The organism is Bacillus nakamurai, from assembly GCF_001584325.1.
GTDB classification, from domain to species: Bacteria; Bacillota; Bacilli; order Bacillales; family Bacillaceae; genus Bacillus; species Bacillus nakamurai.
Map to the genome: position 1 here is coordinate 1 of NZ_LSAZ01000015.1, position 22700 is coordinate 22700.

The following is a 22700-nucleotide window of genomic DNA, read 5'->3' on the forward strand; positions in this document are numbered from 1 at the left end:
TCTATGGGGTCAGTCCCGTATGGATCGGGTGTTTTTTATATAATGAGAGATAGCGAGATTCAAAAAAAGCAGACCATTTATCATGATCTGCTTTTTTCAATTCTTTTTTACCAATCTTTTGTAAAACTTAGTAAATGGTTTAAATTGTTCATTTACTAACCCTGTTACCTCTGCTATGATTTGCATAAATACAATCAATACAAAAATGATAAACAGCGAAAGCCAAATCGTCGCGCTTTTCAGCAGGATTGCACTGATGCTGAAAATGAAACCTATTAAATAGATGATAATGACCGCCGTGCGGTGAGACAGCCCGAAGGCCATCAGCCGGTGGTGTATATGTGACTTATCTGGCGCGGAGATGGGCTGTTTATTTAATATTCGCCTGATCACAGCGAATGTCGTATCAAAAATCGGCACGCCCAGAATGATGATCGGAATGATGATACTGAACAACGTAACACTTTTATATAGGCCTAATAATGAGAGAACTGAAATGACATACCCCAAAAAGAGTGAGCCTGTATCCCCCATAAATATTTTTGCCGGATGAAAATTATAAAATAGAAATCCGAGTGTACTTCCAATGACAACAAGCGAAAGTGACAGGATGAGGATTTTCCCTCCGGAAAGCGCCATCACTGCGATGGTTGACAGTCCGATGATCGACAGGCCCGCCGCGAGTCCGTCTAATCCGTCAATCAGGTTCATCGCGTTTGTAATACCTACGATCCACAACACAGTTAACGGGTAAGCGACCCATCCTAATTCTAAACGTTCCGTTAAAAACGGAACTGAGAAAAAGTCCATCTTCAGCCCCGTGCTCACAATCATAATGGCAACGGCTAATTGGACGAAGAATTTCACTTTTGCGCTTAATTGGTATTTATCATCAAGGATTCCTAAAATGACAATAATAAACGCGCCTACCGTGATGGCGGTCAACTTATTTTCATTATATATGCCGGCTGCAAGAACACCTGCCGCCACGCCGATAAAAATGGCCAATCCGCCCATACGGGGCATTATTTTATCATGTACTTTTCGGTTGCTGGGCTGGTCAACTGCACCTATTTTGATCGCAATTTTTTTTACGATAGGAGTTAGGATTAAAACCGTTAGCAGAGAGACAAAAAACGCAACAACTATGCGAAACATGCGTTCGTCAAGCATAAAGAAGTCTCCTTTGGAATTATATGAAGTCTTTTCTGATATTGAACCGTTCCTTCCATTATAATTCTTACTAGTTATTATAACAAGCTTCATCAAAAAGAAACACATATAATAAAAAATGCGCCTTCCCTTTTAATGGGAGTGCGCTTTTTTTAAAATGCCTGTGCATTCCAGCATATGACGGAATAAAACATTCCAGTCCCGGCGGCGGGCCATTTCACGGCGCAATGCCTGATATGATCCGTGCCGGTCTGCTTCCAACAGCGTGTCACAAGCCGAGATAAAGTCTGACGGATCGCTGCCTTCGATGTATTCGTAAACATACTGTTTTTTTATTTTTGCCGTTGAAGAAAGGTTGCAGCCGACAACAGCTTTCCCGGCCGCTAAAAATTCGAAAAGCTTGAGCGGAAAGACCGCATCATTATACGGTGATTTTTTATAAGGCATAATCCCGATGTCAATGAGCTGCATATAGGACGGAACCTCATCCGGCGCGGCCGGTCCCGTCCAAATGACATTCGGGCGGTTCAGAAGAGAAATGAAATCCGGATCGTCCTCTGCGGTATTCGGCCCCACTAACAAAATCGTCCAATCAGGACGCTGGTCTGCTGTCTGTGCTAACAGTGAGAAATCAAGCTTCGGTTTAATGCCGCCGATGAAGCCGAGAACCGCTCCGCTTCTTCCCTGTAAAATGTCTTGCTCAAGCTCCCTGTTATTCCCTGTAAACAGGTCATATTCAACTCCGTTTTCAATGGTAAATACATTTTGACGCTGATCCGCCAGTTTTTTGCCGACTTCGCGGTGGAGGCAGTCTGATGTGCAGGTAATTGAATCGGCACGCTGAATGATTCTCATTTCCGCATGCTTAATGATGTTTCTTCTTACATTTGCCAGAATACTGGAGCGGCCGTTAATCGGAGCCGCCCATAGATCACTGCAATCGTAAATGACTTCATCCCACGGATACAGAGCCGACAAAAGCGGAAAGCCGGGGAAGGTATACCATAAACAGCAGCGCGATCCGTCCCCTTCTTTTTTCAGCGTCTCTACTAATGGGGAGAGTTTGTGCTTGTAAAAAAAATCTGTGTACCTGCCGAACCGGAACATCTTGTTTTGCAGCAGATCCTTCACCGCAAATTGCCGAATCCCCTGTGTAATGTCTGTAAATGAGTCCTCTTGTTCTTTTGGTGACGGACACACCCAGATGACGCTCTTCGTTTCTTTTTGCCGGGCGAGAAATTCAGCCAGCCTGTGCCGTCTGTACCTCAGCTGGTCATGGCCCCATTCTGCCGCGCCGACGATGACATGAATCATTGATTCCACCTTCATCACCTAGCTCTCCGGAACGCCTACAGCCTTTTCATGACTGCGTTTTTCGCATATTGCACAAAGCACCACGAAGCCTTGATAAAATGCAGGCGTTCAATTTCTCTATAGACAAACCATGTTTTTTTTGCAGCTTTCCACTTGTTGCTTGAGATTGAGTTTTGAACCAATCTGTATTCAGCCAAGCATTCATTTAAGCCGTAAGCGGTAAATCCTCTTTTTAAGAGAGCAAGCCATGTCGCCAAGTCTTGCCGCGTTCTTATGTCCGGCATTTGAATCTGCCCCGTCTGTTCTCTGTCAATCATGACCGTCAAACATCCGATAATTGTGTTTTTTAAGGCTTCTTCATATGACAGGCTTTCGGGCGCGTGAATCGTTTTGTCAGTCGGCGATCCGTCCTGCTCCATCACGCTGTATCCTGTGAAGGAAAAAGCACAGGCGCGCTCAGACATAAATGCAAGCTGCTTTTGAAGTTTTTCCTTTTTCCATCTGTCATCGCTGTCCAAAAATGCAACATAACGGCCCTGTGCATGTTCGAGGGCTTTATTTCTGGCAGCGGCGGCTCCTCGGTTTTTGTCTAAATAGACGACGCGGATCCGCTCATCCTTTTTTTCGTATTGCCGTAAAATGTCTCTCGTTCCGTCGGTGGAGCAATCATCCGCAATAATCATTTCCCAATCCGGATGGCTTTGATCCAAAACCGATTGGATCGTGTCTTCAATATATTCACTTGCATTATAAGACGGTGTAATGACAGATACAAAAGGTTTCCAGTTTTTCATGGTCACAACTCCATCGCAGATTTTTAAAAGGACTCTCTAAAAAACTCGGGAATGACAATGTACATAAACGCAATTGCAATACCGATCAAAACCCCCAGAACCGCTTTCTTTTTCGGCGGCATCCCGTGTCCGGCTAATTCATTAGTCGGTTCAGAATTCATGACACTGGCTGCTTTCAAGTTGAGCTGTGTGTTTTTCAGTTCGTATAAAAACCTTTCCTTCTCTACTTTGGCATCCGCACTGACCGTTTCTCCTTCCAGCGCACCGATGCTCTGCCGAACCACCTTGGCTCTTTTTTCAAACAGCGCTTGATCATTTTTCAGAAAAGCCGCTATGATCGCCTGAAACACCGATTCGGCCTCCTGCTTATTTTGATCGGTGTAGCTGACAGTGATCAGTGCATCTGATTCTGTATTGACGGTAAGTTTACTTTTGACGGCCGCTCTGTCTTCGTCTGTCTTATCAGGCAAGGCCTGCTTTAAAAAGGCGTCGCTTGTGATGAGAAGCGGAATTTCTTTTGTATTGTTATAAAGCGGATGATCATAGTTTCCGGCCGCGATCGCGGCTTCTGATGTAAAACTGCTGCTGCCGGTGATTTTCGACGGCAATATATAACCCGCCGCCCCTAAAATGACGGGCAGCGCAATGAGCCAAATGATATTTTTTTTGATACGCCGGGCTATTCTTGTCAACATATCCTTCATCTCGCATCTCCCTGTTTTTCATAGTTCGCCGTAACGGCAGGCTCCTTTTGTGAACGCCTCAGAATGTTAACAGCCGCAATCACGAGTGAGAGAAATACCCAGTGAAAAAATAAATTTGATACGGAGCTTGGGCTGATGCTGCTTACTAAAAAACCGACCAATGCCGTTATAAGTCCTTCTGCGATCAGTTTTGACTGATTTTCCAATTTTCTTTCATGAAATTTGTAAAGTGTCCAAAAAAGGTACAAATAGACCGTGAGATAGCCGAGCATCATAAGCAAACCAAAGTTGGCCATAATCTCGACGAGCCAGTTGTGCACCTCGGCTACACCGCCTGTATCATAAACAGGCTCAGATGCTAAATAGTAAGACACATTTCCCGCTCCCACTCCGAAGCCGTAAGAATCAATCACATAGTGAAACGCGTTTTTCAACAGATTTGCCCGCGCCAGGTTGGAAGGAAGCGGCTGGTGCGCAGACACCATCTGCGGGGCAAAAAACAAATTCCAAACCGCATTGATGATGCGGCCGGCAAATAAAGCGGCAAACACGGCAGCGCCTGCGGCCGCAAAAAAGACGGCGAGTTTTTTTAACAAGGAAGGCAGCAGAATGAAGATATAAACAGCCGCCCCAGCACACACGCCGAGCAGGCTCGCACGCGAACCGGTCAAAATGATTAAGTACAAGGCGCTGAACGCCAGAAGGAGACAGACCGCCTTCACATAGCCGTTTTTAACGTTTTTGACTGCCGCCGCATACAGAAAGAAACTGATTGACAGAAACGTCGCGAAATCATTTTGATTAAAGAAAACGGACGTCGGATAGTGCTGTTTGTACTGCGGCCCGTTATAGAGCGTGGAGGTCGGCAAATGGTGCAGCGTAAAATGGTTGTAAAAGCCGATCACCATGATAAAAACGGTCATCACGAGCCAAATCGTATAAAAAATGACCAGCTGATCCATCTTCTGAATAAACATCACGATGAGATAAATCATAAAAATCCCCATCGCCATTAAAGCTAAATATTTAATGCCGTATGTCACAGATTTTGCCCACAGCAGCGAAACGAGCCCGTATGTAAACCATAAAGCGAAAAACAGCAGTATGCCTTTTACATTCACCCGATTCCATCTGTCGATATGAGTGCGGTTTTTCAGGATGCCGGCAATGTGCAGGCCTCCTGCAGCAATTAATAACAGCCGGTACAAAAATAAGCTGAAGAATCCGAGATGGATGGCGAAGAAAGCTTGATTTAAAAATGTACAGGCGATCAGTAAATAGATCAGCCCCATAAACATCCGGCCGTTCGTTGTGAAGGCGGACAAAAAAGCAAGTCCGGCTGCACCGATCATAAACACAATCAGCAGGACGGTGATTTTTCCAAAGCCGACATCCGTCCGGACCGCCTCCAGCATAATGAAGACTCCTGCGATGACAGCGGCAAGCATCACAATGATATGGACCGCTGAACGTTTGATACTCACATGACAAACCCCTTTCCAAAACCGGCAGCCGAGCCGCGGCGGCCGAGAGCCTGAACCTTTTTCTATTGTGCCAGTTCTTTCATTTGTTCATCAGCATGGACCGCCGGACGGCCGATTGAATGATAGGTGAACCCGGAGGCCCTCATATATTCCAGCGGGAAGATATTTCTTCCGTCAATGATGAGCGGCTGTTTGAGCAGCTTCTTCACTTTCAGAAGATCCATCTCCTTCACTTCCGGCCAATCGGTTGTGATCAAACACGCGTCTGCATTGGCTAGGGCATTGTACAGCTCTGTGTGATATTCAATGCCGTCCCCTAAAACAGCCGACGCTTCCGGAATCGCGATCGGATCAAAAGCTTTAATGTGGGCGCCCTCCTTTTCGAGCCTCGCAATAATATCGAGAGCCGGGGCAGACCGCACATCATTTGTATTCGGCTTAAAGGCAAGACCTAATACGGCGATGGTTCTTCCCTTTATATTTCCAACAGCATTAATCAATTTTTCCGTGATACGCTCCCGCTGCTTTTCATTCGTTTCAATCACGGCTTCCATCATCTTAAACGGATAGTCAGCGGCGTTTGCCATATGCAATAAAGCCGTCGTATCCTTCGGAAAACAGGAGCCGCCGAAGCCGATTCCCGCCTGAAGGAATTTACTGCCGATGCGGCTGTCCAGACCGACACCCTCAGACACTTTAGAAACGTCCGCCCCGACCCGCTCACAAATATTGGCGATGTCGTTGATAAACGAGATTTTAGCGGCAAGAAAGGCGTTTGCGGCATATTTAATCATTTCTGCGCTTTCCAGATCGGTTTTTACAATCTGCGTGTGAAAAGGCTTGTGAAGCTCTTCAATGACCGCAGCCGCTTTATCGCTTGTCGCCCCGATCACTGCCCGTTCCATCTGCATCGTGTCGCGGACAGCTGAGCCTTCCCGGAGAAATTCGGGATTGGATGCGACATCAAACCGATAGTTTCCCTTTGAGGCTTTGCGGATGATATTATAGACGAGCCTTCCCGTCCCGACCGGAACGGTGCTTTTATTCACAATGATTTTATAGCCGTTAAGCTGTTCGCCGATCGTTTGCGCCGCAGCCTTGATATACGTCAAATCTGCTTCGCCCGTCTGTGACATCGGTGTACCGACGGCTATATAGATAATGTCTGCGTTCTTTACCGCTGACGCAATCCCGGTTGTGAAGGACAAACGGCCTTTTCTGACATTCTTTTCGGCTAATTCGTCAAGCCCCGGTTCATATATCGGGATGACTCCGTTTTGTAAGCTTCTGATTTTCGCTTCATTGATGTCGCAGCAAGTGACATTATGACCGATTTCCGCAAAACACGTTCCTGATACGAGACCTACATACCCGGTTCCTAATACAGCGATTTTCTTCACAGCTTCATCCCTCTCTCGAAACATTCTCCTCTTTCGCGGCCCGTTTTATGACGGCCCGGTATCTCTCTTTCAGCGCCTTGGCGTTTTTGCTTGCGTCAAAATGAGTGCTGACGGTTTGATACAATTCATCGGCTGTTCGCGGCGTCCAAGCCCCGCCATGTTCATAATGCCTAATGGCTTGTGCCAGGGCTTCAGGTGAGCCGGGCTTGATCAGCAAATGCCGATGTCTTCCGAATAAGGAAGCCACACCGCCTACATCAGTGCAAATCACCGGAATCTTCAGCGCGAGCGCCTCGATGACAACCGTCGGCATCCCTTCACTGTAGGAAGGCAGCGCCAGCACATCTGACGCCAGCAAGTAGTCCTTTATCTTGTCATTCGGCACTTGGCCTGTGATGATGTGCCCCGCCTGCTCCCCCAATGAAGATTTGGCGGGCCCGTCACCGACAAATACGGCTTGATACGTGCCATCCAATGACTGAACGGCTTTTGACAAGTCGAACACGCCCTTTTCTTTTACGAGCCTGCCGATGAAAACGATCAGCTTTTTGTCCGGCGGAAGGCCGAGCTGCTTTCTGATGTCTTCCTTTGACTTCTTCCGTTCTTGAAAGGCATCAAGCGCGATGCCTATCGGGAGTACGGTGCAATCCGTTTCGCTGAGCTTTTTCATTTCTTCCCGAAGCCTGCCGCTGACGGCATATATGTCCGCGGCGCCTTGCACTGCAAGTGTAAAAGCTTTGTGAGCGCTTTTGCTGTAGTGCGGATAGACATTGACATCACTGCCGTGCAGTGTCAAAACATAAGGAATTCCCAGCGCCTTAGATACGATCGCGGCAGCTCCGCCTGACGGCATGGCAAAATGGGCGTGAATCAGCTCGGGCTTCAAGCCTTGCCTTCTTATGGCGGAAAGAACCGATGCCGCTATTCTTTTATGGGGCTGCGCCCACTTTAATTGACCGGGAACAGCCTGATAAAACGGACGGTGGACAGAGACACCTTCCCGCCATTCATGAGCAGGCCGTGCTTCCTTTTTCCGATATGACTTTTTCAGCATCCGAAACGGTGCGGCCAGTTTAGGCCTCGGGCAGATGACGGTGATCTCCGCGCCAAGCTTTCGCAGCTCCTGCACCTGAGTTTCATGAAAAACGCCTTCTCCCGGTTTTTCAGCGCTCGGATATACACTTGTCATCCACAATACCTTCATAACAAACGCCCTTTTCTTAATTTACTTTTCATATGCGGATACGCTTTTAATAATAGAAATAGATAAAATAACGCGCCGCAAGCCACCGAAATCGCCAGACGGAGCTTCACATCCAAGCTGATGCGCTCCGTCCCGAAGCTGGCTGCAAATGCAATGGCACCCATCGCTGCCGTGAGCAGAAACGGTTTTGCTACGGCTTTGAAATAAGCCGAAAGCTGCAGCTTAATGACATATGCCAAAAGCCAGCGTCCGATCAGAAAATTCAAGATGCTGATAAAGGCGTACGTCCAGGCTACAGTTAAAAGGTTTCCGGACAGGACGGCTGCATACAGAGATGCACCGTACAGCAGCATGACCCCTGCGTCCCAATAAAACGCCAAATCCGCTCGCCCTTTTGCCAGCAGCACAGATCCGTTCGGGTTCATCAACACTCTTAAAATGCCGACAATGGCAAGAACGTTTAAAACAGGAACGGCCGTAAGCCACTTTTCTCCGAAAACCGAAGCAACAAACGCATCCGACACAGAGACCAAGCCGAGCAAAAGCGGAAATGAAACCAGCGCGAGCATTTTTGTCATATTGAGAAATCCTTCTCTAAGGACGCTGTTTTCATGCTTATTTTTCGCAAAGACGGGAAACGCCACTCTTGTAATAATCGGATTAATCTTTAATACCGGAAGCGTGACAATTTGATAAGCCAGATTGTAAATACCGAGCGCCTCGGCTCCCATGAATCCGCCGATTAAAATCATATCAATGTTCGACCCAAGCCGATTCACAAGCCGGGATGACAGCTGAAAGGCTCCGAAAGATAAGAAGCCTTTCATTTCCCTCAGATCAAAAACAAGCGACGGGCTCCATGTTTTCCTGTATGAAGCCCAATACAGAAGGCCTTTGCAGGATTGCAGCAGCACCTGGGAAATCACATATGCGAAAATCGGGTCCATATAAAAAACCGTAACGGCCAAATAAATAAAGGACAGCATATTTGCAAAGATTTCAATTTTACTTAACGCGTTAAATGCCAACGCTTTTTGAAGCATATACTGATATTGCTGTCCGATCGGAGCGATTAAAAACATAATGGCCAGCACACGGATTAAGTGCGTCAGCTCCTCCCGCCGATAAAAATCGGCGATAAACGGGCTGCTGACATACAGCAATGCGAACAGCAGAATGCCAGTTGCGATATTCAGCCAATATAAGGAAGACAGCTGTCTTTCCGTCACATGATCTTTTTGGATCAGCGCAGCGCCAAGTCCCATATCAAGCGCGATTTGGGCAAACACGACAACCGTTGTGATCATGCCGACAAGGCCGAATTCCGCCAATGACATGACCCGGCCGAGCAAGGCAAACTGAATCACCTGTATGACCGTAATACATACAGTCGAGATACTTGTCCACTTAGCGCCGCTTAAAATTTGATTTGTAATACTAGGCATCGTTTTCCCTACTTTTTGTCTGCTGACATGATTTTTCTATCTTGCCCCGTCACCAGTCCAGATCACTTTGCATGTTTTGATCATAATTTTCACTTCCAATGAAAAGGTCAGGTTGCGGATATAATATAAGTCAAACATCAGCTTTTCCCTTGGTGTCATGTCATATCCCCCGTTAACCTGAGCCCAGCCGCTTAATCCCGGCTTAACGGCAAGCCGCTCTGTAAATCCCGGAATCTCAGCCTGAAACTGCTTTGTAAAAACAGGCCGTTCAGGACGCGGGCCGATCAGGCTCATTTCGCCCCGTAAGACGTTCAACAGCTGAGGCAGTTCATCAATACGCGTCCGCCTGATAAAAGCGCCGACCTTTGTCACACGGGGATCCTTTTTCAGCGCCCACACCGCCCCCGATTTTTCAGCATCTATTTTCATAGAACGGAGCTTATACAAATGAAACGGCTTCCCGTTTTTCCCTACGCGCTCCTGCTTATAAAAAGCCGGGCCGGGCGACTCCAAACAGATCAATATGGAGAACAGCGCCATGATCGGCAGCGCAGCCAAAAGCCCCGTCAGCGCAAACAAAATGTCCATGAATCGCTTAAAAGCCAAATAACGGGCCGTTTTTTCCGTTACAGCAATGGAATTGCCTTGCCGCAGTAAATACTCATCATTCACATTCATGCTTTTCTCTGCTCCCACTGACACACACCTCACGATTTGTTTGGGATGTTTGATGACCTATGCCAGTGAGTTTAGCAGATGGATGTTAATTGGAAGTAAAGGCGGTGTTAATGTTTGTTAGAATGTTTCGATTTTTGTTTTTTTATTGTAAATCTATTCATATCCATAAAGGGCTGTTACTATAATGGGAAAAGTAAATTTTAAGAGGGTTTCAGGTTCAGAAAAAAAGCCTGCCGATCATGTTGATCGGCAGGCTTCGGGCAAAACATATAAAGTTATTTATAATAAGATACGGCTCCATCATTTATTGCTTGAGCTGCCTTGTCCTTATAAGCTGCTTGCTTTAATTTACCTGCATCAGACGGGCTTGTAATAAAGGCAGTCTCTACTAGCACACTAGGCATTTTAGAATATTTGATGACATAGAAAGGGGCTGTTTTAACCCCTCTGTTTCTTGTGCCTAAAGCATTTACTACCTTAGGCTGAATCTGTTCTGCTAAACGTTTGCTTGCAGCGGCTTGATACGTTTCATCATAGTATGTCTCTGTTCCATTTGCAGAAGCTGCATCATTTGCATTGCCGTGGATACTGATAAATAAATCCGCTCCTGCTGTTGCGCCTTTATTCACTCTCTCCTGCAAGGAATAAAATGTATCATTTGATCTTGTCATGACCGGCAAAGCACCAGATGCATTTAATTTCGTATTGAGTCTCTTTGCGATATCCAGGTTTACGTCTTTTTCCAAAATTCCATTGCCTATCGCGCCGGAGTCTTGATCTCCATGGCCCGCATCAATCAAAATCGTTTTTCCCGCCGCTGGATTTTTCAGCTGATTTGCCACATTTGAGCTGACAGCCGGCGTATTCCCTATAATGGTAAAGCTGCTCAATTTTTTTCTGCCTATAATCACCCGTGTCTCTTTTGAAAGATTGCTGCCATTTGTAAGGATTATTGATTGCTTTTTCTTTGCAGCCAAAGCTGCACCGGCAATAGAGTCTGCATATCCGAATCCGTTGCTGACAAATACATTGCCTGTCGGCAGATTTAACTGCTGAACAAGATTTGCAGCAAGTTCATATCTGTTACTTCCGCTGATTCTTTTGGGAGAAGGTAGCTTATTATAAACAGAAGCGTTAATGCTCCCGGTGCCCCCGGCAACAATTGAACTTTTGATTCCTTTATTTTTAATAGCTCCTGTTGTCGCACTGTTTATGTCTGTTTGATTAGTAAACAAAATGGGATAACCGTTCATTGCGGCATATGGAATCACAGCTATTGCATCTGCATATAAAAATCCGTTTACAATTACGGCTTTTGATGCGGCCGGCATTTCTTTTGCTACTTTAGCTGCTGTATCATAACGGTTACTCCCGGAAATCCGCTTAATGCTGATTCCCAATGCTTTAATTTGATTTGCCGTATTCGCTGATACAGCAGGTGTTCCGCCGACAATAATCACCGTTTTTGTTTTTAATTCTTTCAGACGTGTTTTTGTCTCCGATGACAGATTATCTTTATTTGTATAAAGCAGCGGAGCATTTTTTTGATAGGCCAGCGGGGCGGCAGAAATAGCATCTGCATACGATCCTCCCCCGACTACAATCGCTGTATCGGCTGTCGAATACACCTGCTTGGAAAGTGCAGCTGCCGTGCCGTACCTGTTGCTCCCCCCTACTCTTTTGACCGCGTTGTCAGCTAATGCTGACGGGATAAATAAGATCAGTCCTAACATAGAAATCACCAGGACTTTAAGATAAGAATGCAATTGCCTTCCTCCTACTCTCGTTGAATTAATAGTTAGTCAATGTTGTGCCGGGATAGTAAAATTTCAAAATCGTACTATATGAATCTCCTGATGCAGCTCTTGCCTTAGCGCCATATTGACTCATTCCGATTCCGTGCCCATAGCCTTTTCCGTTTATGGTAAAAGCAGAACCAGTCTGGCTGACACTCACATAAGTGCTTTTAAATACTGAGGCTCCGATCATTGTTCTCAGCTCAGTTACCGGCACAGTCATTGTCGACGTTTTATTTGTCTCATAATTTCCGTTATTGCTTTTGGCAACATAACTCACTTTTAAAGACGCCGTTTTAGCCCGCTGTCCTTTCGTTGTTCCGCTGAATTTTAAATCTTCTATTTTCACAATTTTAATTGCGGACGCGCTTGTTTCCTTATTCTTCAACAGCCAGTTTTTGATTCCGGTCAGTTGAGCTGCATTCGTCTCATTCTTTGAAGCGAACCAAGATGCCGGCTTATTTAAATCAACGGTATCAGAGTTGATTTGCTGTTTAGATAGAGTAAGTGTCCAGCTTGTTTCAGGATCTTTTGTGTCCTTTTTTGCGGCTAAATAAGGGACGCTGGAACCCCACACTTCATCGCTGGCTTCTGTATATCCGCCATTACTGGAGGAATAAGCAGCCGTAATCAAATTTCCGTTGTAGGTCAGAACTTTATTCTTTGTCTCTTGAACGGCTTTATTGGTTGCAGCATTCCAGCTGTAACCGCCATACACTTGAAATGCTGTTGTATCGGCCACGGTGCTTCCGGCCTTCGTAATGGAGTATGTTCTTGCCGCAACGGTCTGTGCCTTCAGTGCTTCAAGCGGCCAGCTCGCAGGCATTTCATTGGGTACGACTCCTTTTAGATAATCTTCAAATGGAATGTTCTCATTTACAGGCCTGATATATGTGCCCGACTCTATTGAAAAGTTAACCGTACCGAGATACTCTTTTCCATTCAGGCTGATTCGGTTGGATTCGTTGTATGTTTCTGGTTTTATTCTGAGAGAATTCCCGTATGTTTTAATATTTTTCAGATTTAATTTTCCATTATTGATTTGTAAATCATAGGTGCTCCCGCCGGCCAGGTAAAAATGATTTGAAAGCTCATTTTCAACACCGGAAGAAATAGAGCTTGTACTTCCGATAAAGTCGTATGCGTATGAAGCCTTCTCCTTTGTTACTGATTTTGCTGCGGAAGGAACATCATCTTGTTTTATATATAATATTTGACTGCCTTTTTTGGCGGCGAGAGAAGCCCCAACCAAGACGTCCGCGTACTTAGTTCCATTAGTCATTACGACTTTATCAGCCTTCAACTTTAACTGGTTAATGATATTGGCAGTCAATTCATACCTTGTGGATCCCGGTATTCTCTGCACAGTTGAAGTTTTTTTAATTTGATTTTCTACAGCATCACTCACACTGAATGAACTGCCGATAATCAGTACTTGCTTCGGCAAATCATAATCTGGCAGCTTATCTTTTTCGGTAAGTAATATCGGGTAGCCGTTAGCCGCGGCGTATGGTGCAATGGCTAAAGCATCTTGAAAGACTTGTCCTGTTACAACAATTGCTTTATTGTAATTGCCCATTTGTTTTGCGATGTTTTCAGATAGCACATAACGATTTTTTCCGCTGATTCTTTTCACAGCTCCATAAGTTTTAAGCTTGTTTTCAACGTCCTTCGAAATGCTGTTTGCTCCGCCAATGACCAAAATATTATCCGGATTAAACCTAGCAATCTGTTTTTCTGTCGTTTTTGTCAAAGTGTCCGGCTGTGTAAATAACACTGGCGCATCTAACTTCTTTGCCAAGGGAATCACCGGTAATGCGTCGATAAAAATATCGCGGTTGACAAGGATAACTGTTTTAGGATTTGACCACTGGGCGTCGGATGCGAGAGCTGCCGTCTCGTATCGCGATGCACCTGAAAATCGGTCGGTAACAGCCACGTGATCTCCGGTAACTTGATATGACCCCGTTGGAGATAAAGAGATACTTGATTGATTTCCTATGTAATTTGTCAGCTTAACTGATATTTCCGAATCAGCTGCAAAAGAAACCGTCGGTAAAAACAATAAAATCACAGCAAGAGTCAGTCCTATTAATTGTTTGCAAGATTTCAAAATTACAGGTTCCTCCTATTCTTAATTGGTCTGTTCAATATCCTTCAGCAAAAGCTGACCTTTACTATTTTTTTGATACTTTACAGTCACTTTGTCGCCATTATTCAAATCCTTAATATCTTTTGCAGATTCATCAGTAATATCAAAACTGACAGGCTCGTTATCAACAGTGACTTCAATTGTATGAGTATCCGCCATCCCTACATAAGTGCCCTCTTTTGTCACTAGCTTCTCAGCTGCATCTTCGCCTTGGGATTTTTCGTTATTAACTCCGCATCCGGCAAGAAGCAGTATAAAGAACAAACATCCAAATATTTTTTTCATTTTTTTCACCTCATTATGGAGTATCGACAACATATTATTTATTTTAAAGAAAAATTAAGAAACAATGAAACTTTTTTCGATAGTATTCGACTATATTAGGATTTATTGTATTCTATTATAAAAACTTGTATTTGCTGGCAGTCTGGCTTTCAATTAAAACAGATGGGGTGTAATGAATGAGAAGTAAACGAAGAAAAAAGAAAAAGACTTTGTTACTGGTCTTTCTGACAATCATCGGCGTTTTCATTTTAGTATCCGGCGGCTTTACATACTATCTATGGCACAAAGCTGCCTCGACCGTCGCAAGCATTCACGAAGACATTAACAAATCGAAAAAGCGGAGCACTGAGGTGAACATAAACAAAAATGATCCGTTTTCTGTCTTGATCATGGGAGTAGATGAGCGTAAAAATGATAAGGGCCGGGCTGACTCACTCATTTATCTTACGGTTAATCCTAAGACAAACAAGACGGAAATGGTCAGTATTCCGCGTGATACATATACAAAAATAATCGGCAAAGGTACAATGGACAAAATCAACCATTCATACGCATTCGGCGGCACACAGATGGCGGTTGATACTGTTGAAAATTTCTTGAATGTTCCTGTTGATTATTTCATTAAAGTGAATATGGAAAGCTTTAAAGATGTTGTTGATACACTGGGAGGCATTACAGTACACAGCACATTCGCCTTCAGCTATGACGGTTACTCCTTTGGCAAAGGAAATATTTCGCTAAATGGCGATGAAGCGCTCGCCTACTCCCGAATGAGAAAAGAGGATCCGAGAGGCGACTTCGGCCGCCAAGACAGACAGCGGCAAATCATAGAAGGCATCATTAATAAGGGAGCAAATATCTCCTCTGTCACTAAGTTTGGAAATATGTTTAAAGTAGTAGAGAACAATGTAAAAACCAATCTGACTTTCGAGGATATGTGGGATATTCAATCTGGTTATAAAGGCGCCCGTAAGAAAGTGATTCAGCACGAGCTGAAGGGTGACGGCACCAAAATAAACGGAATTTACTATTATAAAGCTGATGAAGGCGAGCTGGCCTCTATCACAAAAGAGCTGAAAAACAGCCTTAATCTCTAAATCTGACAGAAACAGCAGCTTCGCACACTTTATGCGAAGCTGCTGTTTTAATGCACCTCAAACGAGTCAGGACGCTCTTTACGATACCCGTAATAATACAGCAATTCCTCTGCAATACGGCGGGACGCCTGGCCGTCGCCATAAGGATTAGAGGCTTGTGACATTTTTTCATATTCCCGCCCATCCGTTAACAGCTGCTTTGTAAGCTGATAAATTGTTTCTTCATCGGTCCCCGCTAGTTTCAGCGTTCCAGCTTCAACTCCTTCAGGCCGCTCGGTTGTATCACGTAATACAAGAACAGGTTTGCCTAGAGACGGCGCTTCCTCCTGAACCCCTCCGGAATCAGTCAAAATGAAATGGGATCTTGACGCAAAATTGTGAAAGTCGATCACTTCTAAAGGCTCAATTAAATGAACCCGATCCGAGTCACCGAAATGCTTCTGAGCCGCTTCACGTACGGCCGGGTTAAGGTGTACCGGATAAACGACCTGTACATCATTAAACTCATCTGCAATCCGGCGGATGGCTTTAAACATATGTTCCATGGGCTGGCCAAGATTCTCCCGGCGGTGCGCCGTCAGTAAAATCATTTTATCTGCACCGATTTTATCAATAATCCGGTGTGAATAATTGGTATGAACAGTCGTGCGCAACGCATCAATCGCTGTGTTTCCAGTAACGAAAATGGAATCCGTTTTTTTATTCTCATTTAATAAGTTTTGCTTCGCTTGTGCAGTCGGCGCAAAATGCAGATCGGCGATTGCTCCTGTCATTTGGCGGTTCAGCTCTTCAGGGAATGGAGAATATTTGTTTCCCGTCCGAAGCCCGGCCTCAACGTGCCCGACGGCAATCTGATGATAAAACGCTGCAAGGCTTCCCGCAAAAGTCGTCGTGGTGTCACCGTGAACGAGCACAATATCAGGTTTGATTTCCTTAAACAGCCCGTCCAGCTTTACAAGGGCATTAGAGGTGATTTCTGCCAGCGTCTGGCGCTCTTTCATAATATTCAAATCAAAGTCAGGCTTGATTTGAAAAGCATGAAGGACTTGATCCAGCATTTGTCTGTGTTGGGCGGTTACTGTAACATATGATTCAATTTCCTGATACTTTTTCAATTCGAGCACAAGCGGTGCCATTTTTATCGCTTCAGGTCTGGTGCCGAAGACTGTCATGACTTTAAGTTTTTTCATGTGTTTTTCTCCTGTATCTAGTTTCAGATTATATCACTTCTTTATCAATCCATTTTACATGATATACCCCAATGGTTAAATATCTCGTATCATTTTACCCTAAATGAAAAATGATATATCATTAGAGCTTTTCGGATAAAACTTGTTTAATAATGGTTTATCTTATATCATTAAAAGTGTTAAAAATGAAATATCGGGTATACAGAATATATCAGCAAACCTGAGTCTGTATTGATATAATATAACCTATAAATAAAGTGACGCTAAGGAAGGTGCTTTAAAGTGAAAAAAGTACGCAAAGCCATAATCCCCGCTGCAGGTTTGGGAACCCGCTTTCTGCCAGCAACAAAAGCTATGCCGAAAGAGATGCTCCCTATCGTAGACAAACCAACTATTCAATACATCATTGAAGAAGCGGTGGAAGCCGGTATTGAAGACATTATCATTGTTACAGGGAAAAGCAAAAGAGCAATTGAAGATCATTTTGATTACTCACCGGAACTTGAGAGAAATTTAGAGGAAAAAGGAAAAAAAGAGCTTCTGGAAAAAGTCCAAAAAGCCTCTAACCTCGCAGATATTCATTATATCCGTCAAAAAGAGCCAAAAGGCCTTGGTCATGCCGTTTGGTGTGCGCGCAATTTTATCGGTGACGAGCCATTTGCCGTTCTTCTAGGAGACGACATCGTTCAGGCAGAAACACCGGGACTTCGTCAGCTGATGGATGAATACGACAAAACGCTTTCTTCCATTATCGGAGTTCAGCAAGTGCCTGAAGAAGAGACACATCGCTACGGCATTATCGATCCGCTGACAAGTGAGGGACGCCGCTATCAGGTGAAAAACTTTGTCGAAAAGCCTGCACAAGGAACTGCTCCTTCTAACTTAGCGATTTTAGGCCGCTATGTATTCACCCCTGAAATCTTTATGTATTTGGAAGAACAGCAAATTGGCGCCGGAGGGGAAATCCAGCTTACTGACGCTATTCAAAAGCTGAACGAAATCCAGCGGGTATTTGCCTATGACTTTGAAGGCAAGAGATATGATGTTGGTGAAAAGCTCGGTTTTATTACAACTACTTTAGAATTTGCGATGCAGGATCATGAACTGCGCGATCATTTAATTCCTTTTATGGAAAACCTTTTAAAAAAAGGAGAAGTATAAGACAAAAAGCTATTGGATATAAAATCCAATAGCTTTTTTATTTTAATCTGCACGTTAATGTTTTGTTGTCATTATTGATGATGAAAACAGTTTTATCAGTTCCGGTAATAAATTGCTGATTACTGCTGCCCTTTAATACATCTTGATCACTTAAAGATAAAGAAGCCGGCGTAATCGTTGAAATCCCTCTGAAAGTAAGTTGATCTGCCTTACCATCTTTTATCACATAACTGACTTGCCCATTTTTGAGATAAAAGTTTTTTTGACCGTTGGCTGTTTCTTCATGCCCCTTTACTTCCTTCTGTATACGATTTTCACTTTCTCCCAAAAGTGAAACAAGATGTTCAGCGGAAGATGGTGATTGCGTAACATACGGTGCAAAATCGGAGACCTTCAAGTTTGTATTCTTTACATCATCAGCGGCTGCGTCTTGATGAATATAATATGAATTACCGTTTACTTTAATCTTAGCTGCATGTTTGCTTTTGGAATACACTTTGACTTCAGTCCCAAACGAAAGCACGATGCCTGCTTTATCTTTCAGCAGCTTATCTTTATAAACTTGTGTCTGATCCTTTAAAATGTAGCCTGTTTTATTCACCTTTACTTGGTCTTCCAATTGGCCTTTGCCCTTATTGATATCATCTTGATATCCAATCTTTCCGAAGGAAGCGATTGTGCGGAGCGGAGCACTAAAAAACATTGTTCCGGCCATAAACACAAGCAGGATTGATAAAATTGCAATCTGAATCGCATTACCAGCTGATCTGGGTTTATTCTTTTTCTTTTGATCACGGGCAATGGCCTGCTGCTCAGGTGATTCTTTTTTACGTTCAGCAACCTGCTCTTTTTTATATTTTTCCTTTTCTTTTTTGGAAAGCTTATTAAACCAATCAATAAATGATTTGTACTCCTTGACTACGGTCTCGGTATCATCAAACATTCTTAATTCACCGTAGTGCATCCAAGCGACACGATCACACATTTTTTCAATCTGACCGATGGAATGGCTGACAAAGAAAATCGTTTTCCCCTGTTTCTTAAATTCCTGAATCCGGTCAACGCATTTCTGATAAAATGTCTGGTCTCCTACAGATAGTGCTTCGTCAATAATTAGAATATCGGGATCTATATGGACTGAGATCGCAAAACCGAGGCGGGACTTCATACCGCTCGAATAGTTTTTGACCGGCTGATTAATAAAATCACCAATTTCAGCAAACTCAACGATGCTGTCATACATGTCATCGATCTCTTTATTGGTCAGCCCCATCATTAAACACTTAAGCCTTATGTTATCGCGGCCTGTTAATGCATTATTTAAACCGGCTGAAATCGCAATCAGCGACGGCTGGCCATTCATTTCGATTTCACCGCTTGTCGGCGGGATCACTTTCGCAAGCAAATTCGACATCGTCGATTTGCCAGACCCGTTAATTCCCACAAAGCCGATTGTCTCCCCTTCATACACGTCAAAGGAGACATTGCGCACAGCGAAAAAACCATTATCTTTAGCCGGGAAAAACAATCCTTTGATCTTGTCCGATTGTTTTTCATACAGATGATACTGCTTTGAAACATTTCGAAACGAAACCTTTAGTTTCATCGTACAATCTCCTTACGTATTAAAGAAAGTCAATAAACTTATCTCTGAATTTCATGTGCAAGATAGAACCTACTGTCAATAAAAACAATGTAAACAGCCAGAAATACAGTGTGTATTTTACATCTTGGAAAAACCACTGGCCATCTAAGAAACTGTTCCTGAATCCGTCAATGATATAAAAGAGCGGATTCAGCTTCAGGACAGGCACCAGTTCCGGGTGATTTGCACCAAGCTTCGAGTGAATATCCCAAAAGATCGGCAATAGGAAAAATAAAAGCCTTGTCACCGCTTGGAGCAGAAACTGATAGTCTCTGATCAGCACGCTTATAGTTGAGTTGAACAAGCTGAACGAAAATAAGAAGGCCATTAAACACACAAAATAATAAATATATTGCAGCCAATGAAGGCTCGGATAAATTCCGCTGGCGAGCAATGCAATGATATATATTACCATCATGATTGCATAACTGAACAAATTAGAGGCAATGGCAACGGATGGCAATGAACTGATCGGGAAATTCATTTTTGCAACCATTTTAATTCGCTTAAATACACTATTTGATCCGTCTAATATTGTCGGGCTTATAAAAAACCATGGGATCAGACCAGCAAGCATCCACAGAATAAAAGGCACTTCGCCTGCACCTGTAGCCATCGGACCTCCTTTTCTGATCCCCAATCCAAAAACAAACCAATAGGCAAGCATTTGAATAAGAGGATTTAAAAACTGCCATAAAACACCCAAATAATTCATTTGATATTTAGACTTTGTTTCGTAAGCCGCTAATCGCAGTATTAAAGGAAATGATGTTACTTGCTCTTTTAGTATTTTCACTACAGCATTCATTTTAATCTTCCTTAGATTGAATAGATTTTATAAAGCATCGCTGATAATTGTAACAGAAAACAAGTTTTTTTTCACTTTCCAGCCGCATGCAAATGCTGCTAAGAGAAAGCTTGGAAAACCAAAGCCTTTTTACGCATCTCTAATAGAAAAACCCCTTGATACAAAGGGGTTTTTTATTATTCAGACTCAAACACGATCTTCACGACCTTTTCAGAAGACCGTCCTGATTCTAAATAACAGAACTTATCATAAAAAGGTTCGAATGAAACGGGATGCTGATAATCCGGTGAAGAAATATGTTTGATTGCCTCAATTGTTTCCTCTGTTGTTTTCACTAACGGCCCAGGTGCATCTTTTTCGAAATCAAAGTAGAAACCTCTGAGTTTATCCCGATACGTTTCAATATCCGGTACGAAAAATAACATCGGACGCTTCAGATTTGCAAAATCGAAAAATACAGATGAGTAATCTGTAATTAACAAATCTGAAATCATATACAATTCACGAATGTCTTCATGTGCAGAGAAGTCATAAGCAAAACCTTCAAAAGGACCTAGATCAAAATTCTCAGCCACAAGATAATGCATTCTCAGAATAACCAGATATTCATTTCCAAGCTCTTCCCTCAGTTTATGCAAATCTAAATCAAGGTCAAATTTATACCGTCCTTTTGCATAAAACTGATCATCCCTCCATGTCGGTGCGTATAGGATAATTTTTTTGTCTTCTGGCAAGTTCAATCTTCTTTTGATCTCAGTTATCGTCTTCTCATTATTATCATTATGCAGAAAGTCATTTCTCGGATAACCGGACTCAATCATCGTTTTTTCAAATTGGAATGCACGGGCAAATATTTCAGACGAATAAGCATTCGGCGAGATTAAATAATCCCAGTTAGAAGCTTCTTTAATAAAATTCTTTTTATACCTTTTTGTATTTGTTCCCGGCATATGAACTTCTTCCATATCCATTGCAAGCCTTTTTAATGGTGTACCGTGCCATGTTTGAAGGTATGTGGTATGTTCCGGCTTCGGAATCCACAAGGGCAGACGGCTGTTGACTACCCAATACTCTGCCCGGGCCATAGCAAACAGCCATTTGATTGAAAGCCTGTTTATATATTGAATGCCCTTTTCTTTAAAAGGCGCCGCGTACTGTTTATTTACGCTCCAGTACATCTTATATTCAGGATGATTGATTTGCATGTATTCATAAATGGCTCTTGGGTTACAGCTGTATTGTTTGCCATTAAAGCTTTCAAAAATAATGGTTTTGCTCTTAACAGGCATTTTGCTAGCCATTCTGAAAACGACTTTATAGCCTTTTGTAATGAGGGAATTTCTGCGTTTTTTCAGTTTTTTCATTTTAGAAACGAACCGCTTCTTTTTTCCCTTTATAAAAAATTTCACTCTCGTTTTCAGGCTATAATCGTTTACACGTATGCAAACCGTCTGTTTTTTCCTCTTTTTATATACTTCATATCTGACCGGCCCATTTTCAGCGTTCACGATGCTTATAAGGCCTTTCAGTTTATTTTTTCTGTCTCCCAGCACCAGAGGAGTACTGTTAAGAACAATACTCTCAGCCTCCTCATTTTCGCAATGAAATTCCATAAACATACGGTAGACAAACCGTATTTCCGAAGAATAAGGAATATCCTTTAAAGGAATTGTCACTTGAAAATCGTAAATTTCAGGTATAAAGGCATCCTCCCGCAGCTGTTCCAAGTTTTCCGTTTTCTTAGTCATATGAATTGGAAAACGTTCTTCAATAGGAGTTTCTCCGCCTTTTTTAATTAAGAACTGAAGACTTTTTATTGATAGTTGGTTTTCTGAACTAAGGTAACCCGCATATCCAGTTATATTGATTTCTTCCGCATTCAATTGAATTTGATCAAACTTCACAACTTTTGCTTCTCTTTTTATTTTTAAAGAGAAATTGCCTTTATCTGTTGTGTACGGCAAAATCAAAAGTTCAGTCGTATGATCAAGATGGTAAGCACGTTCAATAGCTTCTGCATCAACAGATAAACGCACTTGCTTCGACTGTTCTTCATCCTCCGCCGCCTGTTCACCAAATACAACATAAAAATCATAGGTTTGTCCCATTTCTAAAGGTTCAGGGAACGAATGAATATTAATAGAGGTTTGGTATTGGTGCGGACCCTCTTTCTCTAAAAGAACGAGGTCCTCTGTTCCTGAACGCCGCTCTCTTAATTTTAAATAATATTTCACTTCCTTAGACAATAGTTCTTCGTTTTCAAGTGAAATGGAGAGCGCCAAGTTGCCCGCATTATTTTTTAAGCTTTTCAAAATACATTTAATCACAGTATTTTCATCCATACCTATTTTCTGCTCCTCTGTATCAAAG

At 43.2% G+C, this 22700-nt stretch carries 18 protein-coding genes; 2 read left to right on the forward strand and 16 right to left on the reverse strand.

The features are described 5' to 3' along the window. Positions 1–96 precede the first annotated feature (96 nt). From AXI59_RS08600 to AXI59_RS08655, 12 genes are all read right to left on the reverse strand, one after another. Positions 97–1173 carry a glycosyltransferase family 4 protein gene (locus AXI59_RS08600; protein WP_061522649.1) on the reverse strand — a complete coding sequence of 359 codons (1077 nt, stop codon included), beginning with the start codon at positions 1171–1173 and terminating at the stop codon, positions 97–99. 132 nt (positions 1174–1305) lie between these two features. Continuing rightward, positions 1306–2502, reverse strand: coding sequence for a teichuronic acid biosynthesis protein TuaH (gene tuaH, locus AXI59_RS08605; RefSeq protein WP_061527945.1), 1197 nt, complete (start codon positions 2500–2502; stop codon positions 1306–1308). Positions 2503–2522: 20 nt separating this feature from the next. After that, positions 2523–3281: a teichuronic acid biosynthesis protein TuaG gene (gene tuaG / locus AXI59_RS08610; RefSeq protein ID WP_061527946.1), complete on the reverse strand. Its 759-nt coding sequence runs from the start codon at positions 3279–3281 to the stop codon at positions 2523–2525. Positions 3282–3304: 23 nt separating this feature from the next. Continuing rightward, a complete protein-coding gene (gene tuaF, locus AXI59_RS08615; RefSeq protein WP_061527947.1) occupies positions 3305–3985 on the reverse strand; it encodes a teichuronic acid biosynthesis protein TuaF in 681 nt (226 codons plus the stop codon). Next, a complete protein-coding gene (gene tuaE / locus AXI59_RS08620) occupies positions 3982–5469 on the reverse strand; it encodes a teichuronic acid biosynthesis protein TuaE (protein ID WP_061527948.1) in 1488 nt (495 codons plus the stop codon). The genes tuaF and tuaE overlap by 4 nt, the downstream gene beginning before the upstream one ends. Before the next feature lie 62 nt (positions 5470–5531). After that, complete coding sequence (gene tuaD / locus AXI59_RS08625; protein WP_082791752.1) at positions 5532–6869, reverse strand: UDP-glucose 6-dehydrogenase TuaD; 1338 nt, start codon at positions 6867–6869, stop codon at positions 5532–5534. A 4-nt stretch (positions 6870–6873) separates the two neighbouring features. Next, on the reverse strand, positions 6874–8073 hold the full coding sequence (tuaC, locus tag AXI59_RS08630) for a teichuronic acid biosynthesis protein TuaC (RefSeq protein WP_061527950.1): 1200 nt from the start codon (positions 8071–8073) through the stop codon (positions 6874–6876). After that, positions 8070–9518, reverse strand: coding sequence for a teichuronic acid biosynthesis protein TuaB (tuaB, locus tag AXI59_RS08635; protein ID WP_061527951.1), 1449 nt, complete (start codon positions 9516–9518; stop codon positions 8070–8072). The genes tuaC and tuaB overlap by 4 nt, the downstream gene beginning before the upstream one ends. A gap of 36 nt (positions 9519–9554) precedes the next feature. Continuing rightward, complete coding sequence (locus AXI59_RS08640; protein ID WP_061522641.1) at positions 9555–10214, reverse strand: sugar transferase; 660 nt, start codon at positions 10212–10214, stop codon at positions 9555–9557. A gap of 257 nt (positions 10215–10471) precedes the next feature. Beyond that, complete coding sequence (locus tag AXI59_RS08645) at positions 10472–11962, reverse strand: N-acetylmuramoyl-L-alanine amidase (protein WP_061527952.1); 1491 nt, start codon at positions 11960–11962, stop codon at positions 10472–10474. Positions 11963–11987: 25 nt separating this feature from the next. Beyond that, entirely contained in the window at positions 11988–14105 is a 2118-nt protein-coding gene (locus AXI59_RS08650) for a SpoIID/LytB domain-containing protein (protein WP_061527953.1), read from the reverse strand. Positions 14106–14126: 21 nt separating this feature from the next. Continuing rightward, positions 14127–14429 carry a hypothetical protein gene (locus tag AXI59_RS08655; RefSeq protein WP_061527954.1) on the reverse strand — a complete coding sequence of 101 codons (303 nt, stop codon included), beginning with the start codon at positions 14427–14429 and terminating at the stop codon, positions 14127–14129. A 176-nt stretch (positions 14430–14605) separates the two neighbouring features. Between AXI59_RS08655 and tagU the strand changes: the two genes are divergently transcribed. After that, entirely contained in the window at positions 14606–15526 is a 921-nt protein-coding gene (tagU, locus tag AXI59_RS08660) for a polyisoprenyl-teichoic acid--peptidoglycan teichoic acid transferase TagU (protein WP_061527955.1), read from the forward strand. A 47-nt stretch (positions 15527–15573) separates the two neighbouring features. Here tagU and wecB read toward each other — a convergent pair whose 3' ends face one another. Next, positions 15574–16716, reverse strand: coding sequence for a non-hydrolyzing UDP-N-acetylglucosamine 2-epimerase (gene wecB / locus AXI59_RS08665; RefSeq protein ID WP_061527956.1), 1143 nt, complete (start codon positions 16714–16716; stop codon positions 15574–15576). A 282-nt stretch (positions 16717–16998) separates the two neighbouring features. Here wecB and galU point away from each other — a divergent pair, with 282 nt between their 5' ends. Beyond that, positions 16999–17877, forward strand: coding sequence for a UTP--glucose-1-phosphate uridylyltransferase GalU (galU, locus tag AXI59_RS08670; protein WP_061527957.1), 879 nt, complete (start codon positions 16999–17001; stop codon positions 17875–17877). Positions 17878–17914: 37 nt separating this feature from the next. Here the strand turns inward: galU and tagH are convergent, their stop codons facing one another. From tagH to tagF, 3 genes are all read right to left on the reverse strand, one after another. Next, complete coding sequence (gene tagH, locus AXI59_RS08675; protein ID WP_061527958.1) at positions 17915–19483, reverse strand: teichoic acids export ABC transporter ATP-binding subunit TagH; 1569 nt, start codon at positions 19481–19483, stop codon at positions 17915–17917. 19 nt (positions 19484–19502) lie between these two features. Then, on the reverse strand, positions 19503–20330 hold the full coding sequence (gene tagG / locus AXI59_RS08680; protein WP_061527959.1) for a teichoic acids export ABC transporter permease subunit TagG: 828 nt from the start codon (positions 20328–20330) through the stop codon (positions 19503–19505). A 176-nt stretch (positions 20331–20506) separates the two neighbouring features. Next, the gene (tagF, locus tag AXI59_RS08685) at positions 20507–22672 is read right to left on the reverse strand and encodes a teichoic acid poly(glycerol phosphate) polymerase (protein WP_061527960.1); all 2166 of its coding nucleotides are present in this window, start codon (positions 22670–22672) and stop codon (positions 20507–20509) included. Positions 22673–22700: the final 28 nt, after the last annotated feature.

Bases quoted from the DNA above. Each gene is read 5' to 3' on its own strand.
- tuaB (WP_061527951.1), bottom strand. From the start codon at position 9,518: ATGCCTAGTATTACAAATCAAATTTTAAGCGGCGCTAAGTGGACAAGT.
- tuaC (WP_061527950.1), bottom strand. From the start codon at position 8,073: ATGAAGGTATTGTGGATGACAAGTGTATATCCGAGCGCTGAAAAACCG.
- wecB (WP_061527956.1), bottom strand. From the start codon at position 16,716: ATGAAAAAACTTAAAGTCATGACAGTCTTCGGCACCAGACCTGAAGCG.
- tagF (WP_061527960.1), bottom strand. From the start codon at position 22,672: ATGGATGAAAATACTGTGATTAAATGTATTTTGAAAAGCTTAAAAAAT.
- tagU (WP_061527955.1), top strand. From the start codon at position 14,606: ATGAGAAGTAAACGAAGAAAAAAGAAAAAGACTTTGTTACTGGTCTTT.
- AXI59_RS08655 (WP_061527954.1), bottom strand. From the start codon at position 14,429: ATGAAAAAAATATTTGGATGTTTGTTCTTTATACTGCTTCTTGCCGGA.
- tuaG (WP_061527946.1), bottom strand. From the start codon at position 3,281: ATGAAAAACTGGAAACCTTTTGTATCTGTCATTACACCGTCTTATAAT.
- tuaH (WP_061527945.1), bottom strand. From the start codon at position 2,502: ATGAAGGTGGAATCAATGATTCATGTCATCGTCGGCGCGGCAGAATGG.
- tagH (WP_061527958.1), bottom strand. From the start codon at position 19,483: ATGAAACTAAAGGTTTCGTTTCGAAATGTTTCAAAGCAGTATCATCTG.
- tuaF (WP_061527947.1), bottom strand. From the start codon at position 3,985: ATGAAGGATATGTTGACAAGAATAGCCCGGCGTATCAAAAAAAATATC.
- tagG (WP_061527959.1), bottom strand. From the start codon at position 20,330: ATGAATGCTGTAGTGAAAATACTAAAAGAGCAAGTAACATCATTTCCT.
- AXI59_RS08600 (WP_061522649.1), bottom strand. From the start codon at position 1,173: ATGCTTGACGAACGCATGTTTCGCATAGTTGTTGCGTTTTTTGTCTCT.